Origin of the sequence: Streptomyces sp. NPDC020965, assembly GCF_044333555.1 — a bacterium.
Classification (GTDB): domain Bacteria; phylum Actinomycetota; class Actinomycetes; order Streptomycetales; family Streptomycetaceae; genus Streptomyces.
Map to the genome: position 1 here is coordinate 1052994 of NZ_JBIRRE010000001.1, position 22812 is coordinate 1075805.

Sequence of the window (22812 nt, forward strand, 5' to 3'; positions counted from 1 at the left end):
TTGTACTACCCAGAGTACGCGCCGGAGCCCCCGAGGGTTCCCGGGCCTCCATGAGGGCCACACCGGCGGCCGGCTCGGCAGGTTCTGGCGCGGGGCCTTGGGAGCCCTGTGCATACGGTCGGGCGGCCCGGTCAGGAGGCCGGCCCGGTCACTCGCGGTACGGGGCGGCGGGGCCCCCGGTCACACCTTCCGGCCCTGGGCGCGGCGGCGCGGAACCCGTCGCCTCACGCCCCCGGCCAGGCAATCGGCGCCCCACGCCCCCGTCCGGGGTCCCGTACGCCTCACGCCCCCCGACCGGGGCCCCCGAGCCACCTCACGATCCCCGGGGGCGGCGGGGGGCCCGGTCATGCGACGGACTGGAACCCTCCGCCGATCACTACTACCTGACCCGCTACGGCCTGACCCGCTACGGCTTGACGACCGACAGCGGCAGCAGCTTCTTGCCGGTGGGGCCGATCTGGATGTCGAGATCGAGCTGCGGGCAGACGCCGCAGTCGAAGCACGGCGTCCAGCGGCAGTCCTCGACCTCGGTCTCGTCCAGCGCGTCCTGCCAGTCCGCCCAGAGCCAGTCCTTGTCCAGACCGGAGTCCAGGTGGTCCCAGGGCAGGACCTCCTCGTAGGTGCGCTCCCGGGTGGTGTACCAGTCGACGTCCACCCCGAACTCGGGGAGCGTCTTCTCGGCGCAGGCCATCCAGCGGTCGTACGAGAAGTGCTCGCGCCAGCCGTCGAAGCGTCCGCCGTCCTCGTAGACGGCGCGGATGACGGCCCCGATGCGCCGGTCACCGCGGGAGAGGAGGCCCTCCACGATGCCGGGCTTCCCGTCGTGGTAGCGGAAGCCGATCGAGCGGCCGTACTTCTTGTCGCCGCGGATCTTGTCGCGGAGCTTCGTCAGTCGGGCGTCGGTCTGTTCGGCGCTGAGCTGGGGCGCCCACTGGAAGGGGGTGTGGGGCTTGGGGACGAAGCCGCCGATGGAGACGGTGCAGCGGATGTCCTGGGCGCCGGAGACCTCACGGCCCTTGGCGATGACGTTGACCGCCATATCGCCGATCTGGAGCACGTCCTCATCGGTCTCGGTGGGCAGTCCGCACATGAAGTAGAGCTTCACCTGCCGCCAGCCGTTGCCGTACGCCGTGGCGACGGTACGGATCAGGTCCTCCTCCGAGACCATCTTGTTGATGACCTTGCGCAGCCGCTCGGAGCCGCCCTCGGGGGCGAAGGTGAGGCCGGACCGGCGGCCGTTGCGGGTCAGCTCGTTGGCGAGGTCGACGTTGAAGGCGTCCACCCGGGTGGAGGGGAGGGAGAGCCCGATCTTGTCCTCCTCGTACCGGTCGGCCAGTCCCTTGGCGACGTCGGCGATCTCGGAGTGGTCGGCGCTGGAGAGCGAGAGGAGGCCGACCTCTTCGAAGCCGGTCGCCTTGAGGCCCTTGTCGACCATCTCGCCGATGCCGGTGATGCTTCGCTCCCGTACGGGTCGCGTGATCATGCCGGCCTGGCAGAAGCGGCAGCCCCGGGTGCAGCCGCGGAAGATCTCCACGGACATCCGCTCGTGGACGGTCTCGGCGAGCGGGACCAGCGGCTGCTTGGGGTAGGGCCATTCGTCCAGGTCCATGACGGTGTGCTTGGAGACCCGCCACGGGACGCCGGACTTGTTGGGGACGACCCGGCCGATCCGCCCGTCGGGCAGGTACTCCACGTCGTAGAAGCGGGGGACGTAGACGCCGCCGGTCTTCGCGAGGCGGAAGAGGACCTCCTCGCGGCCACCGGGGCGGCCCTCCGCCTTCCAGGCGCGGATGATCTCGGTCATATCGAGGACGGCCTGCTCTCCGTCGCCGATGACCGCGCAGTCGATGAACTCGGCGACCGGCTCGGGGTTGAAGGCCGCATGGCCTCCGGCGAGGACGATCGGGTCGTCGATCGTGCGGTGGCGCGCCTCCAGCGGGATGCCCGCGAGATCGAGGGCAGTGAGCATGTTGGTGTAGCCCAGCTCGGTGGAGAAGCTGAGCCCGAAGACGTCGAAGGCGCCGACGGGGCGGTGGCTGTCCACGGTGAACTGCGGTACGCCGTGTTCGCGCATCAGCGCTTCGAGGTCGGGCCAGACGCTGTAGGTGCGCTCGGCGAGGACGCCCTCGCGTTCGTTGAGCACCTCGTAGAGGATCATGACGCCCTGGTTGGGCAGTCCGACCTCGTACGCGTCGGGGTACATCAGCGCCCAGCGGACGTCGCAGCTCTCCCACGGCTTCACCGTGGAGTTCAGCTCACCACCGACGTACTGGATCGGCTTCTGCACATGCGGGAGCAGAGCTTCGAGCTGTGGGAAGACCGACTCAACAGTAGACATCTCAGAGCTTTCGTGAGCTGGCGGAGTTGACCATCCAGCGTACCCCGGTGCTCGGGGCCCCCGGCACCGCGAAGCGGGTCCCCTCCGCCGCTCCCCCGCCGCCTCAGCCCGTCAGCTCCGCCCTGATCCGCTCCTGCGCGGCCTCGGCCCAGACCCCGGGCAGCTCGCGCTCCCGGTCGGCGGCGGAGCGCTGCTCCTGCCCGTACAGCAGGCCCCAGGTGAACGCGGACTCGCCCGCGGCGTGGGACTGGATCGCCAGATTACGGAGGGCGTCGCGGGCCACCACACTGTCCTGGTGGTCGCCGAGGACGGTCTGCACGGCCTTCATCCGCTTGGCGAACCGCTTCGCGGCCGGGCCGAGGGCGGGGGTCGCCGCCTCGCCCGCGTACCGCGCGCGCTTCGCCGCCTTGCGGGCGTCGTGCATGGCCAGATCGCGGTCACCGCCGGGGGGCAGGTCCAGCGCGTGGCCGATCCGGTCCGCGAGCCGCCCGTAGTCCTTCAGCAACTCCGCGGGGAACACCTGGGCCGCCGAGCGCACCGCCGCCTTCCGCAGTGGCGGATCGGCGAGCAGCGCCTCCAGGGTGTCGAGGAGGGCGAGATAGCGCCGGCTGTCGAGGGTGGTGATGGCCTTGCGGCGGGCGCCCGAGCCATGGGCGGTGGACCAGATCCGCAGCCGGCCGCGGACCGGTCCGAGCAGCAGGGGGCGGGGTACGGCGTCGATCCGGGCGCGCAGCCGGGCGGTGAGCACCTCCTGGTCGCGGGCGACCCCCAGCTCACCGGCGAGCCACTTCAGCTCTTCGCCGATCGGGTCGGTGACGGTGCGGTCCAGGACCTTGCGGTACGAGCGGAAGGCGCTGCGGAGCCGGCGGGTCGCGACCCGCGTCTGGTGGACGGCGTCGGGCAGGTCGCGGCGGACCCCGGGGTCATACGCGAGCAGGGCGGTGACCTGTTCGCGCAGGTAGGCGAGGAGGTGGCCGCCCGCGTCCACCGGCTCGACCGGCGTGGACACCGGGATGTCGAGGCCGGTCTCCGCCAGCGCCCTGGCCAGCTTGGACGGTGCAGCCGATGGCCGGAGCCCGGCCTTCGTCAGCTTCTTGTCGACGCGGTCGAGGATCGCCGGGTCCTGGTCGTCGGCGAGTTCGACCTCGATCTCGTCCCAGGCCGCGGTGCGCCCATCGCCGTCGGTCAGCCGTTCGGCGACGACGGCGTCGCGGCTCACCTCGGCGAGCGGGGTGCCGTCGGCGTCGACCAGGTGGTGGACGCCCCGGGAGGAGAGCAGCCGCATCACGGGCACCAGCTCGGCGCCCCGGGTGCGGGCCCTGACCAGCGCGGCGAGGGGCCGGGGGAGGGTCGCGGACAGGGGGGCGCCGATCTCGTCGCGGACGCCGGGGGCGACCGGGAGCTTGAGGTGCCAGCCCGCGTCGCCGCCGCCCGTTCTGCGCCGGAGGGTGATGGAGGCGGCGGCGAGCCGCAGATCGCTCGTGTCGTAGTAGGTCGCGTCGAGTTCGGCGATGCCGTGGTCGACGACGGCCGCGACACCGGTCACTCGGGTCAGATCCGGCAGTCGGGTCTCGGGGGTGGCTTCGTATTTCCGCTCGATCTCGCGCTTCGTGTCCGCCATGAACCGAATCTAGTGCGGAAAGACCGATTACGGCAGCCCCACGACCCCTGTCATGTCCAGAGCATGTCCGGAACTAGGCCGTTATCGGTCGTTGGACCCGGATGGACTGGAGCAGGCCGATCGCCACCCAGACGGCGAACATGGACGATCCGCCGTACGACACGAACGGCAGCGGCAGGCCCGCGACCGGCATGATGCCGAGGGTCATGCCGATGTTCTCGAAGGACTGGAAGGCGAACCAGGCGATGATCCCGGCCGCGACGATCGTGCCGTACAGCTCGGTCGTCTCCCGGGCGATCCGGCAGGCGCGCCAGAACACCACGCCGAGCAGGACGAGGATCAGCCCGGCCCCGAGGAAGCCCAGCTCCTCGCCCGCGACGGTGAAGACGAAGTCGGTCTGTTGTTCGGGGACGAACTGGCCGGTGGTCTGGGAGCCCTTGAAGAGGCCGGTGCCCAGCAGGCCGCCGGAGCCGATCGCGATCCGGGCCTGGTTGGTGTTGTAGCCGACGCCGGCCGGGTCGAGTTCCGGGTTGGCGAAGGCGGCGAACCGGTTGATCTGGTACTCGTCGAGCAGCCCGAGCGCGGTGACCAGCACCGCGCCCAGGACGCCGCTGCCGATCAGCCCGAGGACCCACCGGTTGGAGGCGCCGGAGGCGAGCAGCACCCCGAGCATGATCACGGCCATCACCATCACGGAGCCGAGGTCCGGCATCAGCATGACGATGGCCATCGGGAGGGCGGCGATGCCCAGCGACTTGGCGACGGTGCGGTGGTCGGGGTGGGCGAGGTCACCCGCGTCCACCCGGGAGGCGAGCAGCATCGCCATCCCCAGGATGATCGTGATCTTCACGAACTCCGAGGGCTGGATCGAGTACCCGCCGCCGATCACGATCCATGCGTGGGCGCCGTTGATGGTGGCGCCGAGCGGGGTGAGGACGAGCAGGATGAGCAGGACGGAGACGCCGTACAGCACCGGGACGGCGCCGCGCAGGGTGCGGTGGCCGAGCCAGATGGTGCCCACCATCAGGGCGACGCCGATACCGGTGTTGAGCAGGTGCCGGAAGAGGAAGGAGTACGGGTCGCCCTGGGTCAGCTCGGTCCGGCCGCGGGTCGCCGACCAGACCAGCAGCGCGCCGATGCCGGAGAGCGCGAGGGCGGAGAGCAGCAGTGGCCAGTCGAGCCGGCGCACCACCGAGTCCCGGGCGGAGAGCTGGGACCAGAGGCCGTCCTGCCGGGGTCCGTAGCCGGAGACGGAGAAGCCGTTGGTGCCGGCCATGGCTCAGTCCCTCCGCGCGGGCGGCCCCGCGAGCTGGTCGGTGTCCTGCCGCGGGTCGTTCGGCTGCTGGTCGTTCTGTCGCTGGTCGGCGGTGCCGGCCTGCTGTTCGTTCTCCTCCAGCGGCTTGCGCGGTACGTACGGCTTGATGGCGGGCGCGTCGATGGTGCCGTCCGCGCCGATCGCCGGGAGGGCCTTCTGCGGGGCGGGGAGCAGGGCCGTCTTCAGGTCCTGGCCGCCCTTCTCGTCCAGTCCGTACATCGCCTCGTAGATCTTGCGTACGGCCGGTCCGGACGCGCCCGATCCCGTACCACCCTGGGAGATGGTCATCACGATCGTGTAGTCGTTGGTGTAGGAGGCGAACCACGAGGTCGTCTGCTTGCCGTAGACCTCGGCGGTACCCGTCTTGGCGTGCATCGGGATCCTGTCCTGCGGCCAGCCGCCGAATCGCCAGGCGGCCGAACCGCGGGTCGCGACTCCCGCGAGGGCGGCGTTTATCAACTTGCTGGTCGCGGTGTTCATCGGGAGCTTGCCGTGCGCGACGGGTTTGATCTCTTTGACGCTCTTGCCGTCGGCGCTGATGATCGCCTTGCCCACGGTGGGGTTGTAGAGGGTGCCGCCGTTGGCGATGGCCGCGTAGATCGTCGCCATCTGTATCGGCGTGACGAGGGTGTCGCCCTGTCCGATGGAGTAGTTGACGGAGTCACCGGCGCGCATCAGATTGCCTTCGAGACAGCTCTCGTACGCGATCCGCTGGACGTAGTCGCCGTTCTTCTTGCCCTGCTTGCACCAGCCGGCCTTGTTGGCCTGCCAGAAGCGCTGCTTCCACTGGCGGTCCGGGACCCGGCCGGTGACCTCGTTGGGGAGGTCGATGCCGGTCTCCTTGCCGAGGCCGAACTGGTGGGCCGTCTTGTAGAACCAGTCGTTGGGGCTCTTCTTGGGCTTGATGCCGCCGTCCTTCTGCCACTCGCGGTGGGAGAGGCCGTAGAAGACGGTGTCGCAGGAGACTTCGAGGGCCCGGCCGAGGTCGATGGAGCCGTACCCCTTGGACTCGAAGTTCTTGAAGACCTGGCTGCCGACGGAGTACGAGGAGGGGCAGGGGTAGTTGCCCTCGAAGTCGTAGCCGGCGTTGACGGCGGCGGTGGAGGAGATCACCTTGAAGATCGAGCCGGGGGCGGCCTGGCCCTGGATGGCGCGGTTCAGCAGCGGATAGTTGGAGCCCTTGCCGGTGAGCCTTCCGTAGTCCTTGCCGGAGATGCCGCCGACCCAGGCATTGGGGTCGTACGTCGGCTGGGAGGCCATCGAGATGACGCGGCCGGTCTTGTTCTCCATCACGACGACCGCGCCCGCGTCGGCCTTGTAGAGCTCGTTGGTGTTGCGGTCCATCTCCTTGCGGGCGGTCTTCATCGCTTCGTTCAGTTCGTACTCCGCGACGGCCTGGACACGGGCGTCGATGGAGGTGACGAGGTTGGCGCCGGGCTGGGCCTTGTCGCGGTCGGCCTCGCCGATGACCCGGCCGAGGTTGTCGACCTCGTACCGGGTGACACCGGCCTTGCCGCGCAGGGCGCTGTCGTAGGTGCGCTCCAGGCCGGAGCGGCCGACCTGGTCGGAGCGGAGGAAGGGGGACTCACTGTCCTTGGCCTTCTGGATCTCGTCGTCGGTGACGGGCGAGAGGTAGCCGAGCACCTGGGCGGTGTTGGCCTTGCCGGGCGAGCTGTAGTGGCGTACGGCGGTGGGCTCGGCGGTGATGCCGGGGAAGTCCTCGGCGCGCTCGCGGATCTGTAGGGCCTGCTGGGTGGTGGCGTCGTCGGTGACCGGGATGGGCTGGTAGGGGGAGCCGTTCCAGCAGGGCTTCGGCGTCTTGGAGTCACAGAGCCTGACCTTGTCCTGGACCTCCTTGGGCGGCAGGCCGAGGACGCCCGCGAGCCGGGTCAGGACACCCTTGCCGTCGTCCTTTATCTTCATCAGCTCGGTACGGGACGCGGAGACGACCAGCCGGGTCTGGTTGTCGGCGAGCGCGACGCCCCGGGCGTCGAGGATGGAGCCGCGCACGGCGGGCTGGACGACGCGCTGGACGCCGTTGTTCTTCGCCTCGTCCGTGTACTCCGCGCCGTTGCGGATCTGGAGGTACCAGAGTCGGCCGCCGAGGGTGAGCAGCAGCGAGAAGACCAGCACCTGGATGACGACGAGCCGGATCTGGACCCGGGGGGTCCGACCGGTCTCGGGGATGTTGCTCATGGTGGGCGTGCCCCCTCAGTCGCAGTCGTGGTCCGGCGCCGTCACGGTCCCGGCCGTCGCCGGTGCTCGCCGGCCGTCGGACGGGCGGTGGGTACGGTTGCCCGCGGTCAGCCGGGTGTGTGGGCGCGGGCCGGTGTGGGCTTCGGTCGTCCGCGCGGTGGACCGCGCGGTCACTGGGTGAGTCGGCCTCACAGTCGCTTGACCCCCTTGATCTTGCCGGCGCGGGAGGCTCTGCTCCGGGCGGCCTTGACGCGCAGTCCGCCGCGCTGGGTGCCGATCCGCAGTCCGGTGCCGGAGGAGAGCCAGCCGGATGAGACATCGCTCCCGCCGCTCTGGCTGTCCACCAGCGGATCGTTGTCGGCCCGCCGGGCCAGGGCCATGATGAACGGGACGGTGAACGGCGCCAGCAGGAGGTCGTAGACCGCGGCCGTGAACAGCAGGCTGACCAGACCCACATGGCGGGCGGCGGTGTCGCCGACGAGGGCGCCGACTCCCGCGTACAGCAGGGTCGAGCCGATGGCGGCGGCAACGACCACGAGCATCGGGCCGGTGGCCGATTTGAGCTTGCCGTTCTCGGGGCGCGCGAGACCGGCGAGGTAGCCGATCAGGCAGAGCACCAGTGCGTACCGGCCGGCCGCGTGGTCGGCGGGGGGCGCGAGGTCGGCGAGGAGTCCGGCGCCGAAGCCGATGAAGGCGCCCGCGAGGTGCCCGTACACGAAGGCGAGTCCGAGGACGGTGAGCAGCACCAGGTCGGGGACGGCACCGGGGAGCTGGAGGCGGGCGAGGACGGAGACCTGGATGACGAGGGCGACCACGACGAGGGTCGTGGAGAGAAGCATCCGGTTGAAGCGCATGACGGATCAGCTCCTACTGCTGCTCGTCGTTCTGGCCATCGGTACCGGCCGGCGGCGTGCTGCCGGGGCTGGCGCCGTCGGCGGTGCCGTCGGGTGCGTTCGGGTCGGCCCCCGGGGTGGGGGTGACCGTGACGGTGACCGTCGGCGTGGGCTTGGGCGCGGCGGGCTTGGCCGGCAGCACCGTGTCGCGTGGATCGGTGCGGGGCGCCTGGACGACGACGCCCACGATGTCGAGCTTGGAGAAGCCGACGTAGGGGCGGACGTAGATGGTCCGGGTCAGATCGCCGCCGGAGGGGTCGACGCGGACCACCTCGCCGATCGGGACGCCGGGCACGAACGGCTTGTCGGCCTGGGAGCCGAAGGTGACCAGCCGGTCGCCCTTCTTGACCTTGTGCTTGCCGTTGAGCAGTTGGACCGAGAGGGGGCGGTCGCCCTGGCCGGTGGCGAAGCCGAGTTCGTCGGTCTTCTCCATCCGGGTGCCCACCGCGAAGTCGGGGTCGTTGGCGAGGAGGACGGTGGCGGTGTGCGGGCCGACGGTGGTGACCCGCCCGACGAGCCCGTCGCCGTTGAGTACGGTCATATCGCGCTGGACCCCGTCGAGGGAGCCGATGTCGATGGTGACCGTCCAGGAGAAGCCCTGGGCCGCTCCTATGGCGATGACCTGGGCGCCCTTGATGCCGTACTGCCCGGCGCCCGCCGTCTTCAACATGGTGTCGAGTTCGCGGGCGCGGCTGCGGTTGCGGTCGTCGCTGCCGAGTCTGGTCTTGAGTTCGGCGTTCTCCCGCTCCAGGACGCTGATGCGGTCATGGCGCCGGCCGGAGTCCCGGACGGCGCCGATGGCGTTGCCGATCGGGTCGACCGCGGTCGCGACGCCCTTCTCCACCGGCCCGAAGACCGTCGCGGCGGCCTGCCGGGCGCCGTCGACGGGTGAGTCCTCGCCCCCGCGGATGTCCACCGTGATCAAAGCGAACGCGATGGCGATCAGCAGCACCAGGAGCAGCCGGCTCTCTCGTGTGTCCCTCACGTGCGGCGGCCGTGCCTTCCTCGTAGGAATGGAGATGTCTGTATATCAACGATCCACGGCGAAGGTTGGCAGGCACCCGTACAGGTGTACCCGGGAAGGTGTACCCGGGGCGACCGGGTGGTCCCCCGGGCGGGGGCGGCCGCCCGGGGGACCTGACGGCGGGCCAGGGCCTCTCTCTCGGCTCTCGCTGGGCTCGCGCGCCCCGGCCTGATCCGAGAGGAAGACCCTAACGGCGGGGCTGGGCGTCCAGGACCTGCTGGAGCGCCTCGAACTCCTCCACGCACTTGCCGGCGCCGAGCGCCACCGAGTCCAGCGGGTCCTCGGCAATGTGGATCGGCATCCCGGTCTCGCGGCGCAGCCGCTCGTCCAGTCCGCGCAGCAGCGCGCCGCCGCCGGTGAGGACGATGCCCCGGTCCATGACGTCGCCGGACAGCTCGGGCGGGCACTTGTCGAGGGTGGTCTTGACCGCGTCGACGATCGCGTTGACCGGCTCTTCGATCGCCTTGCGGACCTCGGTGGCCGAGATGACGACGGTCTTCGGCAGTCCGGAGACGAGGTCACGGCCACGGATCTCGGTGTGCTCGTCCTGGTCCAGGTCATAGGCGGAACCAATAGTGATCTTGATGTTCTCGGCGGAGCGCTCACCGAGAAGGAGGGAGTACTCCTTCTTGATGTGCTGAATGATGGCATTGTCCAACTCGTCGCCTGCGACGCGGATGGACTGTGCCGTGACGATTCCGCCGAGGGAGATGACGGCGACTTCGGTGGTACCGCCACCGATGTCGACGACCATATTGCCGGTGGCTTCATGAACCGGGAGTCCGGAACCGATGGCCGCGGCCATGGGCTCCTCGATGATGTGCACCTGCCGGGCGCCCGCCTGCGTCGATGCCTCGATGACCGCACGGCGCTCGACTCCGGTAATGCCGGAAGGCACACAGACGACGACGCGCGGGCGGGCGAGATAACGGCGCTTGTGAATCTTCAGAATGAAGTAGCGGAGCATCCGCTCGGTGATCTCGAAGTCGGCGATGACGCCGTCCTTCAGCGGCCGGACGGCAACGATGTTGCCCGGTGTCCGGCCGATCATCTTCTTCGCCTCGGAGCCGACCGCGAGAATGCCGCCCGTGTTGGTGTTGATGGCGACGACGGACGGCTCGTTGAGGACGATCCCCCGGCCCCTGACGTACACCAGCGTGTTGGCGGTCCCGAGGTCGACAGCCATGTCACGGCCGATGAACGACATGATGTTCCCCATGAGGATGCGTCTGGCCTTCCCAAATAGAGCTTTGATGGCTTCTCAGGATGGCGAGGTGGGTGCTGTGGCGTGAGGCTTCCATCGTAGTGCCGCCCGCACGGGCGCGGCGCGGTGGTCCACCTCTACTTCACATGACGAGGTGTCGCGGCGATGCGTTCCCGCATTGCGGTCGCATATGCCAAAAGGCGACCGAATTCCTTCGATCGCCCCAGGTCATGAGCGCTGTTTGGCTGACACTCGGTCAGGAAAGCCCCGGAAAGAAAATCTTCAGTTCCCGAATGGCGGACTCCTCGGAGTCCGACGCGTGGATCAGATTCTCCCGGACGATGGTGCCGAAGTCGCCACGGATGGAGCCCGGCGCGGCGGCGATCGGGTCGGTGGGTCCGGCGAGCTGCCGGACACCGTCGATGACCCGCTCGCCGTCGACCACCAGGGCGACGACGGGACCGGAGGCCATGAACTCCACGAGGGGCTCGTAGAACGGCTTCCCCTTGTGCTCGCCGTAATGCAGCTCCAGGGTCTCCTGGTCCAGCGTGCGCAGCTCCAGCGCCCCGATGGTCCAGCCGGCCTTCGCCTCGATACGGCCGATGATCTCGCCGATCAGTCCACGGCGGACGGCGTCCGGCTTGAGCAGGACAAGCGTGCGCTGGGTCACGTGGGGGCTCCTCACAGTGCGGGTCAAGGAGTTCAGAGGCTACAGGGCGTACGGGAGGACAGGTTACGCAGCGTCAGGCTCTGAGGATTGCTCGGCCCAGCGGGCCTTCACCTCGTCGATCTTGCCGCCGTAGTGGATCGACGCCCACCACAGGGCCGTGAAGCACGCGCCCAGGAAGAACATGGTCGGCACCACGAAGCCGCTGAGGATCAGCCCGGCCTGAAGGACCCAGCCGAGCTGGATCCCACCGGGCCGAGTGATCATTCCGCAGAGCAGGAGCGACAGGGCCATCGCGATGCCACAGACCGTCCAGACCGTCGCCATGGAGAGATCGGGATCCTTCATGGCCACCAGACCGGCGAAGCCCACCACGAAGAACTCGCCGATCAGAGTGGAGGCGCAGAGCGTACGCATCGGGGTCAGCCCTTCCCTAGGAGCAGCCGGGCTTCCCCGACCGTGAGCACCGAACCGGTCACCAGCACACCCGCGCCCGCGTACTCGGCCTCCTCCTCGGCCAGCGTGATCGCCGTCTCCAGCGCCTCGTCGAGACGGGGTTCGACCACCACCCGGTCGTCGTCGCCGAACACCTCGACGGCGATGGCGGCCAGCGCGTCCGCGCTCATCGCGCGATGGGTGGAGTTCTCCGTGATGACGACCTCGGCGAAGATCGGCTCGAAAGCCTCCAGCACGCCGCGCACGTCCTTGCCGTCGCTCGCGGCGACCACACCGATCAGCCGCGAGAAACCGAACGCCTCGGTGACCGCGGCGGCCGTCGCGCGGGCGCCGGCCGGATTGTGCGCCGCGTCCAGCACGACCGTGGGGCTGCGGCGGACGACCTCAAGACGGCCCGGCGACGACACCGAGGCGAACGCCTTGCGGATCACATCGATGTCCAGCGTCCGGGGCTGCTCCCCGCCGACCCCGAAGAACGCCTCCACGGCGGCCAGCGCCACCGACGCGTTGTGCGCCTGGTGGGCGCCGTGCAGCGGCAGGAAGATCTCCTCGTACTCGCCGCCGAGACCGCGCAGCGTCAGCTGCTGGCCGCCGACCGCGATCTCCCGGGAGACCACACCGAACTCCATGCCCTCACGGGCCACCGTCGCGTCGACCTCGACGGCCTTCTTCAACATCACCTGCGCGGCGTCCACCGACTGCTGGGCCAGGATGACCGTCGCGCCCTGCTTGATGATCCCGGACTTCTCCGTCGCGATCTCGGCCTTGGTGGAGCCGAGCCGGTCGGTGTGGTCCAGGTCTATCGGCGTGACCACGGCCACGGACCCGTCGATCACGTTCGTCGCGTCCCAGGCGCCGCCCATGCCGACCTCGACGACCGCCACATCGACGGGGGTGTCCGCGAAGGCCGCGTACGCCATCCCGGTCATCACCTCGAAGAAGGAGAGCCGGTAGTCCTGGGCCGTGTCGACCATGTCCACGTACGGCTTGATGTCCTCGTACGTGGCGATGAAGCGCTCGGCGGTCATCGGCGCGCCGTCGAGGCTGATCCGCTCGGTGATCGACTGCACATGCGGCGAGGTGAACCGGCCGGTGCGCAGATCGAACCCGGCGAGCAGCGACTCGATCATCCGGGCCGTGGACGTCTTGCCGTTGGTGCCGGTGATGTGGATCGAGGGGTACGCGTGCTGGGGTTCGCCCAGCACGTCCATCAGCGCCGCGATCCGGCGCACCGACGGCTCCAGCTTGGTCTCGCCCCAGCGGGTCGCCAGGTCCGCCTCGACCGCCTGTAGCGCCTTGTCGACCTCCGGGTCGACGGGGCGGCCGGGGACGGAATCGCCCTGGGGCGCTCCGGTTCCGGCGCGCAAGGTGCGGCTGCCGGCCTCGATCACCGCCAGGTCGGGGTCACGGTTGGTCTCGGCATCGACGATCTGGTCGAAGCGGTCGGGCTCGTCGGCGGGGTGTTCACTCACGGGACCAGTCTAGGGTCCATGGCTTCCCCGGCGTCCCCGGGCTCACCGTGGCGGCGATACCGCCGGGGAACACCGCCACCACCTCGTACGATCCACGGCTCGGGCCGGCCGTCAGGGTGCCACCCATACTGCGCACCCGCTCCCTCATGGAGAAGGTGCCGGTGCCGCTGGAGACGGGCTCGGTGGGCGGGGCGGCGGCGGGCAGCGGGTTACGGACGACGATCCGCAGCCGGGAGCCCTCCAGACCGATCAGCACGGTCACCCGCTCCCCCGGGGCGTGCTTCGCGGCATTGGTGAGGCACTCCTGCACCACCCGGTAGACCGCCGTCTGCCGCAGCGGGGAGAGCCCGCGCGCCTGGTCGCAGATGACGAGCGTCACCGGGCTGCCCATCCGCTCGCTCTCGTCCGCGAGCGCGGGCAGCCCCTCCAGACCGGGGGTGGCGGTGCGTTCGTCGGCACGGTGCACGATCGTGTCGTTCAGCATGAGATGGGCGCGGCGGGCGGTGTCCGCGAGTTCCTCGAAGTCCTTCTGCCGGTCGGTGCCCCGGGACCGTACGGAGAGCACTTCGGCCCGTACGGCGAGCACGGTCAGCTCCCGGCCGACCAGATCGTGCACATCCCGCGCCACGGAGGTGCGCTCGGCCTGCACCGCCTGGAGCGCGGCGGTCTCCGCCCGGTGCGCCGCCAGCTCGCGGACCAGGTCCTGGCGGTAGGCCGCGATGCCCACACCGGTGGCGAGCACGCCGACGGGCACCACCAGGCTGAGGAAGTCGCTCAGGGGGGCGGCGTCGTACTCGGGCCGGCCCGGGAGGCTGTAGAGCGCGTACGCGAAGGCGATGTATCCGAGGGTGGCGAGCACGCCGGCGCGGCGCCCACGGAACCGGCCGATGGAGTAGAGCGCGAACTGGATGAGGGTCAGCTCGTGGAGCCAGCCGAGCAGTCCGAGGGCGACGAGATAGGGCACCCAGGGGGCCCGGCGCCGCAGGACGAGGGTGCTCGCGCCGGCCGCCAGGACGAGGGTCGCGGTGAGGCCGGTGAGGGAGTTGTCGGAGTTGGCGAGCCCGGGGACGTCGAGCAGCATCAGCGAGAGACAGCTGAGGGCGGCGACGAGGTCCAGCGAGGCGGTGGAACGGCGCGCGCCGGAACGCGCGACGGCGAGTGCGCGCCGCGCGACGTACGAGGCGGGCACGTGGGGCATGTCCCCCATCATCCAGGGCGTGGCTGTGAGCTCGGCCCCGGGTGTGCCCACGGCCGGGCACGGGGATCCCCGACCCGCCGTCGGCTGCCGCGCACACCCCGCGGGCGGGTCCTCAATCGCCGGACGGGCTGGAATACGCCGACCCGGACACCGTAGGCACGTGAGAAGGGGCGCCCGGATGTGGGTTCCGTGTCTGGTTCCGGGCCGGGCGGGGGTGGTTCGGCGGTGGCAGGGCGGGGGTGTCACGAGGGGGTACGGAAATGGGCGTGTTCGGTAACGGTGTGACGCGAGCCGCTCTGGAGAGGAAACGTTTGGGCCAGGATGTCTCTGCCACATAAACATCTGGAGGGGAACCCAGGAATGAGCCATAACCAGCCGGGCCCGTACGGCGGACCGCCCCAGCAGCCGGGACCGCCGCCGGGGGGAGCGCCGGGACCGTACGGCCAGCCGGGTCCCTACGGCCCGCCGCCGCAGGCCCCGCCGCCCGGCTACGGGTACCCCCAGCAGCCCCCGCCGCCCGGCTACGGGTATCCGCAGCAGCCCCCGCAGGCGCCCCAGGAGGGGTTCGGCTCCCCGCAGCCGCCCGCCCAGGAGGGGTTCGGCCAGCCACAGCAGCCGGGGCCCTACGGCGGGTATCCGCAGCACCCCGGCCAGTTCCCGCCCCCGGCACAGTTCCCGCCCCCGGCGCCGAAGAAGCGGACCGGCCTGATCGTGGCGGTCGCCGTGGCGGCGGCGCTCGCGGTGATCGCCGGTGGTGCGTTCTTCCTGCTGGCGGACGGTGAGGACGGCGACAACAGCGCCGTCGCGGACAGCACGAAGGGCTACAAGCTCACCCCGGCCGCGTCGGTCGACGAGTACAAGAGGGACCGTGACGCGTCGCTGCGGCCCGTCACCGGCGAGGAGAAGGAGAAGGCGGAGGCGATGGGGGTCATGGACCCCGAGCAGATCTCCGTGACCTACCGGGACGGCACCAAGGGCGATCCGATGCAGGGGAAGGGGCTGATCCTCGGCGGGCTGTCGGGCGATGTCACCGATCCGCGGCGGGCGATCGACGGCTACTTCACCGCCGCCCACGAGGGCGACGAGGGCAAGGGCGACGATGTCGACATCTCGATGCTCGGCAGCGCCAAGTCGTACAAGCCGGCCGGCTTCGACGGCGCCCTGATGAAATGCCAGAACGCCAGGTTCGTCCCCAAGGCCAAGGCCAACTCCGGGGCCGCGCAGCCGCAGAAGCCGTTCGAGGTGCCGATGTGCGTCTGGGCGGACTACAGCACGGTCGCCTCGGTCACCGCGGTGGACATCGCGCAGATGTTCGGCGGCAAGAGTGATGCCATGACCCAGGACCAGGTCGCCGAATTGGCGGGCAAGCTCTACCAGACCTCCCGTACGAAGGTCTGATCCCGTACGCGACGCGTACGGGTCGTGCGCGTAGGCGTACGGAAGAGGGGCGCCCGGCCGGTCGAACCGGTCGGGCGCCCCTCTCTCATGAGTTCAGCGGGTCAGGCGGACTTCTCGTGCCGGCCGTCGTTCTTGACGATGCGGGGCACCAGCGTCGGATTGACGTTGTTGCGCACCACATCCGCCGTGACCACGACCCGGGCCACGTCCTTGCGGGACGGCACCTCGTACATCACCGACTGGAGGACCTCCTCCATGATGGCGCGCAGACCGCGCGCGCCGGTGCCGCGCAGGATCGCCTGGTCGGCGATGGCCTCCAGCGACGGGCGGTCGAAGTCCAGCTCGACGCCGTCGAGTTCGAAGAGCCGCTGGTACTGCTTGACCAGGGCGTTCCTCGGCTCCACCAGGATCTGGAGCAGCGCCTCGCGGTCCAGGTTGTGCACCGAGGTCAGCACCGGGAGGCGGCCGATGAACTCCGGGATCATCCCGAACTTCACCAGGTCCTCCGGCATGACCTCCTGGAACTGGTTGCTCGCCTCGATTTCGCGCTTGGAGCGGATCGTCGCGCCGAAGCCGATGCCCTTGGCACCCGCCCGCGACTCGATGATCTTCTCCAGACCGGCGAACGCACCGCCCACGATGAACAGGACGTTCGTCGTGTCGATCTGGATGAACTCCTGGTGCGGGTGCTTGCGTCCGCCCTGCGGCGGTACGGAGGCGGTGGTGCCCTCCAGGATCTTCAGCAGCGCCTGCTGGACGCCCTCGCCGCTCACATCACGGGTGATCGAGGGGTTCTCGCTCTTCCGGGCGACCTTGTCGATCTCATCGATGTAGATGATCCCGGTCTCGGCCTTCTTGACGTCGTAGTCCGCCGCCTGAATCAGCTTCAGGAGGATGTTCTCGACGTCCTCGCCCACATAGCCCGCCTCGGTCAGCGCCGTGGCGTCGGCGATGGCGAAGGGGACATTGAGCATCCGGGCGAGCGTCTGCGCCAGCAGCGTCTTGCCGGAACCCGTGGGGCCCAGCAGCAGGATGTTGGACTTGGACAGCTCGATGCCGTCCTCGCGGCCCTGGCCACCGCCGTTCTCACCGGCCTGGACGCGCTTGTAGTGGTTGTAGACCGCGACGGAGAGCGCCTTCTTCGCGGGCTCCTGCCCGACGACATAGCCTTCGAGGAATTCGTAGATCTCGCGCGGCTTGGGAAGCTCTTCCCACCGCACCTCGGAGGTCTCCGCGAGCTCTTCCTCGATGATCTCGTTACAGAGATCGATGCACTCGTCGCAGATGTACACACCGGGGCCTGCGATGAGCTTCTTCACCTGCTTCTGGCTCTTTCCGCAGAACGAGCACTTGAGCAGGTCGCCGCCATCACCGATGCGTGCCACGAGGTGCTTCCCCTTCGCCTGGGAGCGGCTTGGTTCGGCCGACTCCTGGTGCCTCATATCCGACGGTACCTTGCCGGGGCCCGCGTTCGGGCCCCCCTTGGCGCGGTTCACATGGTCGTGCACCGCGCCAAGGGTTACGCACCTATCAGGCGGCGGCAGCCGCCGTGGTCTTGCGCGTCGAGACGATCTGGTCGACCAGACCGTACGCCAGCGCCTCTTCGGCGGTCAGGATCTTGTCGCGCTCGATGTCGTCGCGGACCTTCTCGATCGGCGTGGTGGAGTGCTTGGCCAGCATCTCCTCTAGCTGCTCGCGCATCCGCAGGATCTCCCGGGCCGCGATCTCCAGGTCGGAGAGCTGCTCGCGGCCGGTCTGCGAGGACGGCTGGTGGATGAGGACCCGGGTGTGGGGCAGCGCCATCCGCTTGCCGGGGGTGCCCGCGGCGAGCAGCACGGCGGCGGCGGAGGCCGCCTGGCCCATGCAGACCGTCTGGATGTCGGGCTTGACGAACTGCATCGTGTCGTAGATCGCCGTCAGCGCGGTGAAGGAACCACCGGGGCTGTTGATGTAGATCGAGATGTCACGGTCGGGGTCCATCGACTCCAGGCACAGCAGCTGTGCCATGACGTCGTTGGCGGAGGCGTCGTCGATCTGCACGCCGAGGAAGATGATGCGCTCCTCGAAGAGCTTCGCGTACGGGTCGTACTCGCGCACACCCTGAGAGGTGCGCTCGACGAAGCGCGGGACGACATAGCGGTTGTCCAGCTGCGGGCCGGTGTAGAGGCCGCTCGCGGAGATGTTGCTCATGTGGGTGTTCACCGTCCTGGTGGCGTTCTGCGTAACGATTCGCGGGCGTTTCGCAAACTGAGAACTGAGTGGCTGGGTGACGGCTCAGGCGCCGGTACCGCCGCCGCCGGGGACGCCCGACGCGGCGGTGATGATCTCGTCGATGAGGCCGTACTCCTTGGCCTCCTCGGAGGTGAACCAGCGGTCACGGTCGCCGTCGCGGATGATCGCCTCGACGGTCTGGCCGGAGTGGCGGGCAGTGATCTCCGCCATACGCTGCTTCGTCCGGAGCAGATACTCGGCCTGGATCTTGATGTCGGAGGCGGTGCCACCGAGTCCGGCCGAACCCTGGTGCATGAGGATGTCCGTGTTGGGCAGCGCGAAGCGCTTGCCGGCCGCGCCACCGGTCAGCAGGAACTGGCCCATGGAGGCCGCCATGCCCATACCGATGGTCACCACGTCGTTCGGGATGTACTGCATGGTGTCGTAGACCGCCATGCCGGCCGTCACCGAACCGCCGGGGCTGTTGATGTAGAGGTAGATGTCCTTGTCCGGGTCGGCGGCAAGGAGCAGCAGCTGCGCGGTGATCTTGTTGGCGATGTCATCGTCGACCTGCTGGCCGAGGAAGATGATGCGCTCGCCGAGCAGCCGGCTGTAGACCTGGTCGCCGAGGCCACCACCGAGGGACGGCTCACCGGCGGCGAAAGGCATCAGATTCGTCACGTATACACCTGCTCGTCTCTGACGGCTGCCTGCCGTCTCAGCGTCTTCGTGCCGGGGGCGGGGACTCCCCTGCCCTCGTATTCATGGACCCTAACGCGCAGGTCGGACAACGCCATCCCGGTTCCCGAACTGTTCGCTCGGAGCGCAAGGTGGTTGAGCCGCGCCGGGTACGGCACAGGGCCTGGACGCGTTCGTCGTCCAGGCCCTGCGCGCGGGGTCGGGCGGGGGCTCAGCCCTCCGTCTTCTCCGTCTTCTCCGTCTTGTCCTCAGCCGTGTCGGCGGCGTCCTCGGTGGCCTCGGCGGCGACCTCGGTGGCGGCCTCCTCCTCGGCGTCGTCGAGGTCGACGACCTCGCCGTTGGTGTCGACGACCTTGGCGGCCTCGACCACGACGGCGAGCGCCTTACCGCGGGCGACCTCGCCCACGAGCATCGGCACCTGGTTGCCCTCGACCACGGCCTGGGCGAACTGGTCCGGGCTCATGCCGGAGGTGGCGGCGCGGCGCATGAGGTGCTCGGTGAGCTCCTCCTGGTTGACGTTGAGCTTCTCCGTGGAGACCAGCTCGTCCAGCAGGAACTGGGTCTTGATGCCCTTGACCGCCTGCTCCTTGGTCTCGGCGATGAACTCCTCCTCCGTCTTGCCCTGGATCTCCAGGTACTTCGGGAGGTCGATGCCCATCTGGCCGAGCTGGTGGTGCTCCAGGTTGTGCTTGCGGGTGTTGACCTCGTCCTCGAGGAGCTTCTCGGGGATCGGGACCTCCGCCAGCTTCAGCAGCTCCTCCAGCACCTTCTCCTGGGCCTGCGTCGCCTGGTCGTACTGCTTCTTCTCCTCAAGGCGCTTGCGGCTGTCCGCCTTCAGCTCCTCCAGGGTGTCGAACTCGCTCGCCATCTGGGCGAACTCGTCGTCCAGCTCGGGAAGCTCACGCTTGGCGACCGCGGTGACCTTCACGGTGACCTCGGCGTCCTTGCCCTCGGCGGAGCCGCCCTTGAGCTGGGAGGTGAAGGTGGCCTCGCCACCGGCCTCCAGGCCCTTGACGGCGTCGTCGATGCCTTCGAGCAGCTCGCCGGAGCCGATCGTGTAGGAGACGTCGGTGGCGACACCGTCCGCCAGGACCTCGCCGTCGACCTTGGCCTCAAGGTCGATCGTGACGACGTCGCCGTCCTCGGCCGCGCGCTCCACCGGGCTGGTGGAGGCGAAGCGCTCACGGAGCTGGTCGACGGCCTCGTCCACATCGCTCTCGGTGACCTCGACGGCGTCGACGGTGACCTCGATGCCGGAGTAGTCCGGGATCTCGATGGCGGGACGGATGTCGACCTCGGCGGTGAAGTTCAGCGTCTCGCCGTCCTTCAGCTCCGTGATGTCGACGTCGGGCTGGCCGAGGGGGTTGATCTCCGCCTCGTTGACCGCCTCGGTGTAGAGCTTCGGGAGGGCGTCGTTGACGGCCTCCTCCAGCACAGCACCACGGCCGAACCGCTGGTCGATCACTCGGGCCGGGATCTTGCCCTTACGGAAGCCCTTGACCGTGACCTGCTGGTTGATCTTCTTGTACGCCGCGTCGAGGCTGTCCTTGAGCTCCTCGAAGGGCACCTCGACTGTGAGCCGAACCCGAGTCGGGTTCAGGGTCTCCACGGCGCTCTTCACGGTTCGGTCTCCTTGATGGCTGAATTCTGGGGTTCTGCCGCATCCGCCACATATGGGCGGCTCAGCTGATCGGCCCGGATCGTCGTCTCAGTCGTCTCACTCGGTCGGACTCATCGCCGGACACACGGGCACGCAGTCTGCATAGTAGCCGCAAGCAGGATCGGCCCCACAACGCGATCATGTGGGGCCGATGCTGATGATGGTCGGGGTGGCCGGATTCGAACCGACGACCTTCCGCTCCCAAAGCGGACGCGCTACCAAGCTGCGCCACACCCCGTCGGTGCGACACGTAGGGTACATGTTCGCCGCTGGTGCGGCTGCCGTATTACGGCGCGGCCGGACGGGTGAGCGCCACCGCCCCCACCGGGCGGTCGGACGGGGTGTGCGGTGCGGCCCCGGGAACCGCTACGATGCTCTTCGTACCGCGGCGCCCGTTACGGCGCGTCACTCGCGGTGCGGTGCTTGCGGGCGTAGCTCAATGGTAGAGCCCTAGTCTTCCAAACTAGCTACGCGGGTTCGATTCCCGTCGCCCGCTCTGTTGATGGCCTCAGGCCCGACTCCCGGCGTTCGCGGGGGAGTCGGGCCTGAGGCGTTTTTGATGACTTGCTGCGCCGCTCGTCACCGCTCCCGGGTCGGCGACGCCCCCGGGGGTCGCGGGCGGACGGGGGCCCGCGGGGCGGAGTGCTTCAGAGGTCGGCAGCGGCTTCAGGGACTCTTCAGCGGCTCTTCAGAAGCTGATGTCCCGGATCATGTCCGCTATCGATTCCGTGAACCTGTTGATCGACGGGGCCATGCCCGACGAGGCGAGGAAGAACCCGAACAGGACCGCGACGATCGACGGGCCGCCCTTGAGGGAACCCGACCTGATCATGATGACGAGGATGATCCCCAACAGCAGCACCGCTGACAGCGAAATGGCCACAACTGATCACACCCTCGGTCGGTCCCGCCTGACTCGGGAACATCGTGCCACCAACGAGCCGTTTCATGCCGCCTCCTGACAGATCGTCGGGCGGCGGTTTCGCGCCAGCGACCCCTTCCGCTACCCCGTCGACGGGACGCCACACCCGGCGTGGGCGGAATGCACGGAGAAATGCGAATCGATCGTTTCCGGGCAATCACAGGCCGGTCACAGGAAATTCAGATCCAGCCGGAGAGGTATTTCACAGTCGCATAGCCGTCGTGGCGATATGCCCCATTTAAGGGGTATTAATTAGGGCATACAGGGCGGTTTTCGATAGTTTCGGATTCGCCTGCGGAAAACCGGGAAGGCGTTTTACGAATTCCATTCGCCCCGGCTAAGGTGCCTCGAATGTTCCACGCTCCGCATGGATTCACCCGGGCTCAGCGGCCCCAGGCCCGGGAGCCGGACCCCGTCCCCACGACTCGCCCGAAAGCCGCCACAACCATCACCCGCGACACGCCCACGACCGTGGCGGCGGTCGCCTCGAAGTCCACCGGTCGAGACGCCTGGTTCGACAACGCGAAGTATCTGGCCATCGTGCTGGTCGCGATCGGCCACGCGTGGGAGCCGGTCATGGACGGCAGCCAGACCACCCGGGCGCTGTATCTGCTCGTCTACACCTTCCATATGCCGGCCTTCATCATCGTCTCCGGCTACTTCTCCCGGAGTTACAGCGGCCGTCCGCACCAGATCAGACGACTGCTGACGGGGATCGCCCTGCCCTATGTCGTCTTCGAGGTGGTGTACTCGCTCTTCCGGCGCTGGGCGGGGGACGAACCAGGGCATCCGATCAGCCTGCTCGATCCGTTCTATCTGACCTGGTTCCTGGCCGCGCTCTTCATCTGGCGGCTGACGACGCCGATCTGGCGGCAGCTCCGCCACCCGCTCCCGGTGGCGCTCGGCATCGCCGCGCTGGCGTCGGTGACACCGGGCATCGGAGCCGATCTCAACCTCCAGCGGGTCCTCCAGTTCCTGCCGTACTTCGTCCTGGGCCTGGTCCTGAAGCCGGAGCACTTCCAGCTCATACGGCGGCGGGAGGTGCGGCTGCTCTCGCTGCCGCTCTTCGCGGGCGCCGGCCTGCTCGCCTACTGGGCCGCGCCCCGGTTCAACTTCAGTTGGGTCTACCGGTCGTTCAGCGCACAGGAGATCGAGGCGCCGTGGTGGAGTGGTGTGGTGATGACCTTCACGCTCTTCGCGTTCGCGGTCCTGCTCACGGTGGGCTTCCTGGCGTGGGTGCCGCGCCGTAGGACCTGGTTCACCGTGCTCGGCGTGGGCACCATCTGCGGCTATCTGCTCCATGGGCTGCCGCTGAAGGCCGCGGAGTGGGCGGGCGTCTTCGAGACGCACACCTGGCTCAGCGATCCCCCCGGCCGGTTCCTGCTGACCGCGCTGGCGGTGCTCATGGTGACCCTCTTCTGCACGCCCCCCGTGCGGCGGGCGATGCGCTGGGCGACCGAACCGGAGCTGCGCTGGGCGTTCCGCCGCGATGCCCAGGAGCTGGGCCCCCGGCGCTGAACCGGGCCCGCTCGGCCGGG

18 protein-coding genes and 2 tRNA genes are annotated in these 22812 nt (G+C 69.1%); 3 read left to right on the plus strand and 17 right to left on the minus strand.

Annotated elements, in window-relative coordinates; all coding sequences use genetic code 11:
* Positions 1 to 406 precede the first annotated feature (406 nt).
* From ACH4S7_RS04550 to ACH4S7_RS04600, 11 genes are all read right to left on the minus strand, one after another.
* Positions 407 to 2338: a TIGR03960 family B12-binding radical SAM protein gene (locus ACH4S7_RS04550; protein WP_398519563.1), complete on the minus strand. Its 1932-nt coding sequence runs from the start codon at positions 2336 to 2338 to the stop codon at positions 407 to 409.
* A gap of 103 nt (positions 2339 to 2441) precedes the next feature.
* A complete protein-coding gene (locus ACH4S7_RS04555) occupies positions 2442 to 3959 on the minus strand; it encodes a CHAD domain-containing protein (RefSeq protein ID WP_398519564.1) in 1518 nt (505 codons plus the stop codon).
* 73 nt (positions 3960 to 4032) lie between these two features.
* Entirely contained in the window at positions 4033 to 5235 is a 1203-nt protein-coding gene (gene rodA, locus ACH4S7_RS04560; RefSeq protein WP_398519565.1) for a rod shape-determining protein RodA, read from the minus strand.
* Positions 5236 to 5238: 3 nt separating this feature from the next.
* Positions 5239 to 7470: a penicillin-binding protein 2 gene (mrdA, locus tag ACH4S7_RS04565; protein WP_398519566.1), complete on the minus strand. Its 2232-nt coding sequence runs from the start codon at positions 7468 to 7470 to the stop codon at positions 5239 to 5241.
* A 188-nt stretch (positions 7471 to 7658) separates the two neighbouring features.
* On the minus strand, positions 7659 to 8324 hold the full coding sequence (gene mreD / locus ACH4S7_RS04570; RefSeq protein WP_398519567.1) for a rod shape-determining protein MreD: 666 nt from the start codon (positions 8322 to 8324) through the stop codon (positions 7659 to 7661).
* A gap of 13 nt (positions 8325 to 8337) precedes the next feature.
* Positions 8338 to 9348 carry a rod shape-determining protein MreC gene (gene mreC, locus ACH4S7_RS04575; RefSeq protein WP_398519568.1) on the minus strand — a complete coding sequence of 337 codons (1011 nt, stop codon included), beginning with the start codon at positions 9346 to 9348 and terminating at the stop codon, positions 8338 to 8340.
* 226 nt (positions 9349 to 9574) lie between these two features.
* Positions 9575 to 10594 carry a rod shape-determining protein gene (locus tag ACH4S7_RS04580; protein ID WP_398519569.1) on the minus strand — a complete coding sequence of 340 codons (1020 nt, stop codon included), beginning with the start codon at positions 10592 to 10594 and terminating at the stop codon, positions 9575 to 9577.
* 253 nt (positions 10595 to 10847) lie between these two features.
* Positions 10848 to 11261: a nucleoside-diphosphate kinase gene (gene ndk, locus ACH4S7_RS04585; RefSeq protein WP_398519570.1), complete on the minus strand. Its 414-nt coding sequence runs from the start codon at positions 11259 to 11261 to the stop codon at positions 10848 to 10850.
* Between the two features lie 63 nt (positions 11262 to 11324).
* Complete coding sequence (locus ACH4S7_RS04590; protein WP_398519571.1) at positions 11325 to 11675, minus strand: DUF4233 domain-containing protein; 351 nt, start codon at positions 11673 to 11675, stop codon at positions 11325 to 11327.
* Positions 11676 to 11680: 5 nt separating this feature from the next.
* Positions 11681 to 13186 (minus strand): bifunctional folylpolyglutamate synthase/dihydrofolate synthase, encoded by a 1506-nt coding sequence (locus tag ACH4S7_RS04595; protein ID WP_398519572.1) that lies wholly within the window; start codon positions 13184 to 13186, stop codon positions 11681 to 11683.
* A complete protein-coding gene (locus ACH4S7_RS04600) occupies positions 13179 to 14384 on the minus strand; it encodes an ATP-binding protein (RefSeq protein ID WP_398519573.1) in 1206 nt (401 codons plus the stop codon). Before ACH4S7_RS04600 ends, ACH4S7_RS04595 begins: the two co-directional genes overlap by 8 nt.
* Before the next feature lie 360 nt (positions 14385 to 14744).
* Between ACH4S7_RS04600 and ACH4S7_RS04605 the strand changes: the two genes are divergently transcribed.
* Entirely contained in the window at positions 14745 to 15782 is a 1038-nt protein-coding gene (locus ACH4S7_RS04605) for a hypothetical protein (RefSeq protein WP_398519574.1), read from the plus strand.
* Positions 15783 to 15883: 101 nt separating this feature from the next.
* On the opposite strand, the gene clpX is transcribed toward ACH4S7_RS04605, so the two are convergent.
* From clpX to ACH4S7_RS04630, 5 genes are all read right to left on the minus strand, one after another.
* The gene (clpX, locus tag ACH4S7_RS04610; protein WP_398520028.1) at positions 15884 to 17167 is read right to left on the minus strand and encodes an ATP-dependent Clp protease ATP-binding subunit ClpX; all 1284 of its coding nucleotides are present in this window, start codon (positions 17165 to 17167) and stop codon (positions 15884 to 15886) included.
* Positions 17168 to 17312: 145 nt separating this feature from the next.
* Positions 17313 to 17972 carry an ATP-dependent Clp protease proteolytic subunit gene (locus ACH4S7_RS04615; RefSeq protein WP_398519575.1) on the minus strand — a complete coding sequence of 220 codons (660 nt, stop codon included), beginning with the start codon at positions 17970 to 17972 and terminating at the stop codon, positions 17313 to 17315.
* 84 nt (positions 17973 to 18056) lie between these two features.
* Complete coding sequence (locus ACH4S7_RS04620; protein ID WP_398520029.1) at positions 18057 to 18662, minus strand: ATP-dependent Clp protease proteolytic subunit; 606 nt, start codon at positions 18660 to 18662, stop codon at positions 18057 to 18059.
* Positions 18663 to 18903: 241 nt separating this feature from the next.
* Entirely contained in the window at positions 18904 to 20313 is a 1410-nt protein-coding gene (gene tig / locus ACH4S7_RS04625; protein ID WP_398519576.1) for a trigger factor, read from the minus strand.
* Positions 20314 to 20513: 200 nt separating this feature from the next.
* A tRNA-Pro gene (locus tag ACH4S7_RS04630) sits at positions 20514 to 20590 on the minus strand.
* 187 nt (positions 20591 to 20777) lie between these two features.
* Here ACH4S7_RS04630 and ACH4S7_RS04635 point away from each other — a divergent pair.
* Positions 20778 to 20848 (plus strand) — tRNA-Gly (locus ACH4S7_RS04635).
* A gap of 192 nt (positions 20849 to 21040) precedes the next feature.
* On the opposite strand, the gene ACH4S7_RS04640 is transcribed toward ACH4S7_RS04635, so the two are convergent.
* Positions 21041 to 21235 (minus strand): hypothetical protein, encoded by a 195-nt coding sequence (locus ACH4S7_RS04640; protein ID WP_398519577.1) that lies wholly within the window; start codon positions 21233 to 21235, stop codon positions 21041 to 21043.
* A gap of 390 nt (positions 21236 to 21625) precedes the next feature.
* On the opposite strand from ACH4S7_RS04640, the gene ACH4S7_RS04645 reads away from it, so the two are divergent.
* Positions 21626 to 22792 (plus strand): acyltransferase family protein, encoded by a 1167-nt coding sequence (locus ACH4S7_RS04645; protein WP_398519578.1) that lies wholly within the window; start codon positions 21626 to 21628, stop codon positions 22790 to 22792.
* Positions 22793 to 22812 lie beyond the last annotated feature (20 nt).

Coding starts and splice junctions, on each gene's coding strand:
- ACH4S7_RS04600 (WP_398519573.1), bottom strand. CDS start 14,384: ATGCCCCACGTGCCCGCCTCGTACGTCGCGCGGCGCGCACTCGCCGTC.
- rodA (WP_398519565.1), bottom strand. CDS start 5,235: ATGGCCGGCACCAACGGCTTCTCCGTCTCCGGCTACGGACCCCGGCAG.
- ACH4S7_RS04620 (WP_398520029.1), bottom strand. CDS start 18,662: ATGCCTTTCGCCGCCGGTGAGCCGTCCCTCGGTGGTGGCCTCGGCGAC.
- ACH4S7_RS04555 (WP_398519564.1), bottom strand. CDS start 3,959: ATGGCGGACACGAAGCGCGAGATCGAGCGGAAATACGAAGCCACCCCC.
- ACH4S7_RS04615 (WP_398519575.1), bottom strand. CDS start 17,972: ATGAGCAACATCTCCGCGAGCGGCCTCTACACCGGCCCGCAGCTGGAC.
- ACH4S7_RS04590 (WP_398519571.1), bottom strand. CDS start 11,675: ATGCGTACGCTCTGCGCCTCCACTCTGATCGGCGAGTTCTTCGTGGTG.
- ACH4S7_RS04645 (WP_398519578.1), top strand. CDS start 21,626: ATGTTCCACGCTCCGCATGGATTCACCCGGGCTCAGCGGCCCCAGGCC.
- mreD (WP_398519567.1), bottom strand. CDS start 8,324: ATGCGCTTCAACCGGATGCTTCTCTCCACGACCCTCGTCGTGGTCGCC.
- ACH4S7_RS04580 (WP_398519569.1), bottom strand. CDS start 10,594: ATGTCGTTCATCGGCCGTGACATGGCTGTCGACCTCGGGACCGCCAAC.
- ACH4S7_RS04550 (WP_398519563.1), bottom strand. CDS start 2,338: ATGTCTACTGTTGAGTCGGTCTTCCCACAGCTCGAAGCTCTGCTCCCG.
- ACH4S7_RS04605 (WP_398519574.1), top strand. CDS start 14,745: ATGAGCCATAACCAGCCGGGCCCGTACGGCGGACCGCCCCAGCAGCCG.
- mrdA (WP_398519566.1), bottom strand. CDS start 7,470: ATGAGCAACATCCCCGAGACCGGTCGGACCCCCCGGGTCCAGATCCGG.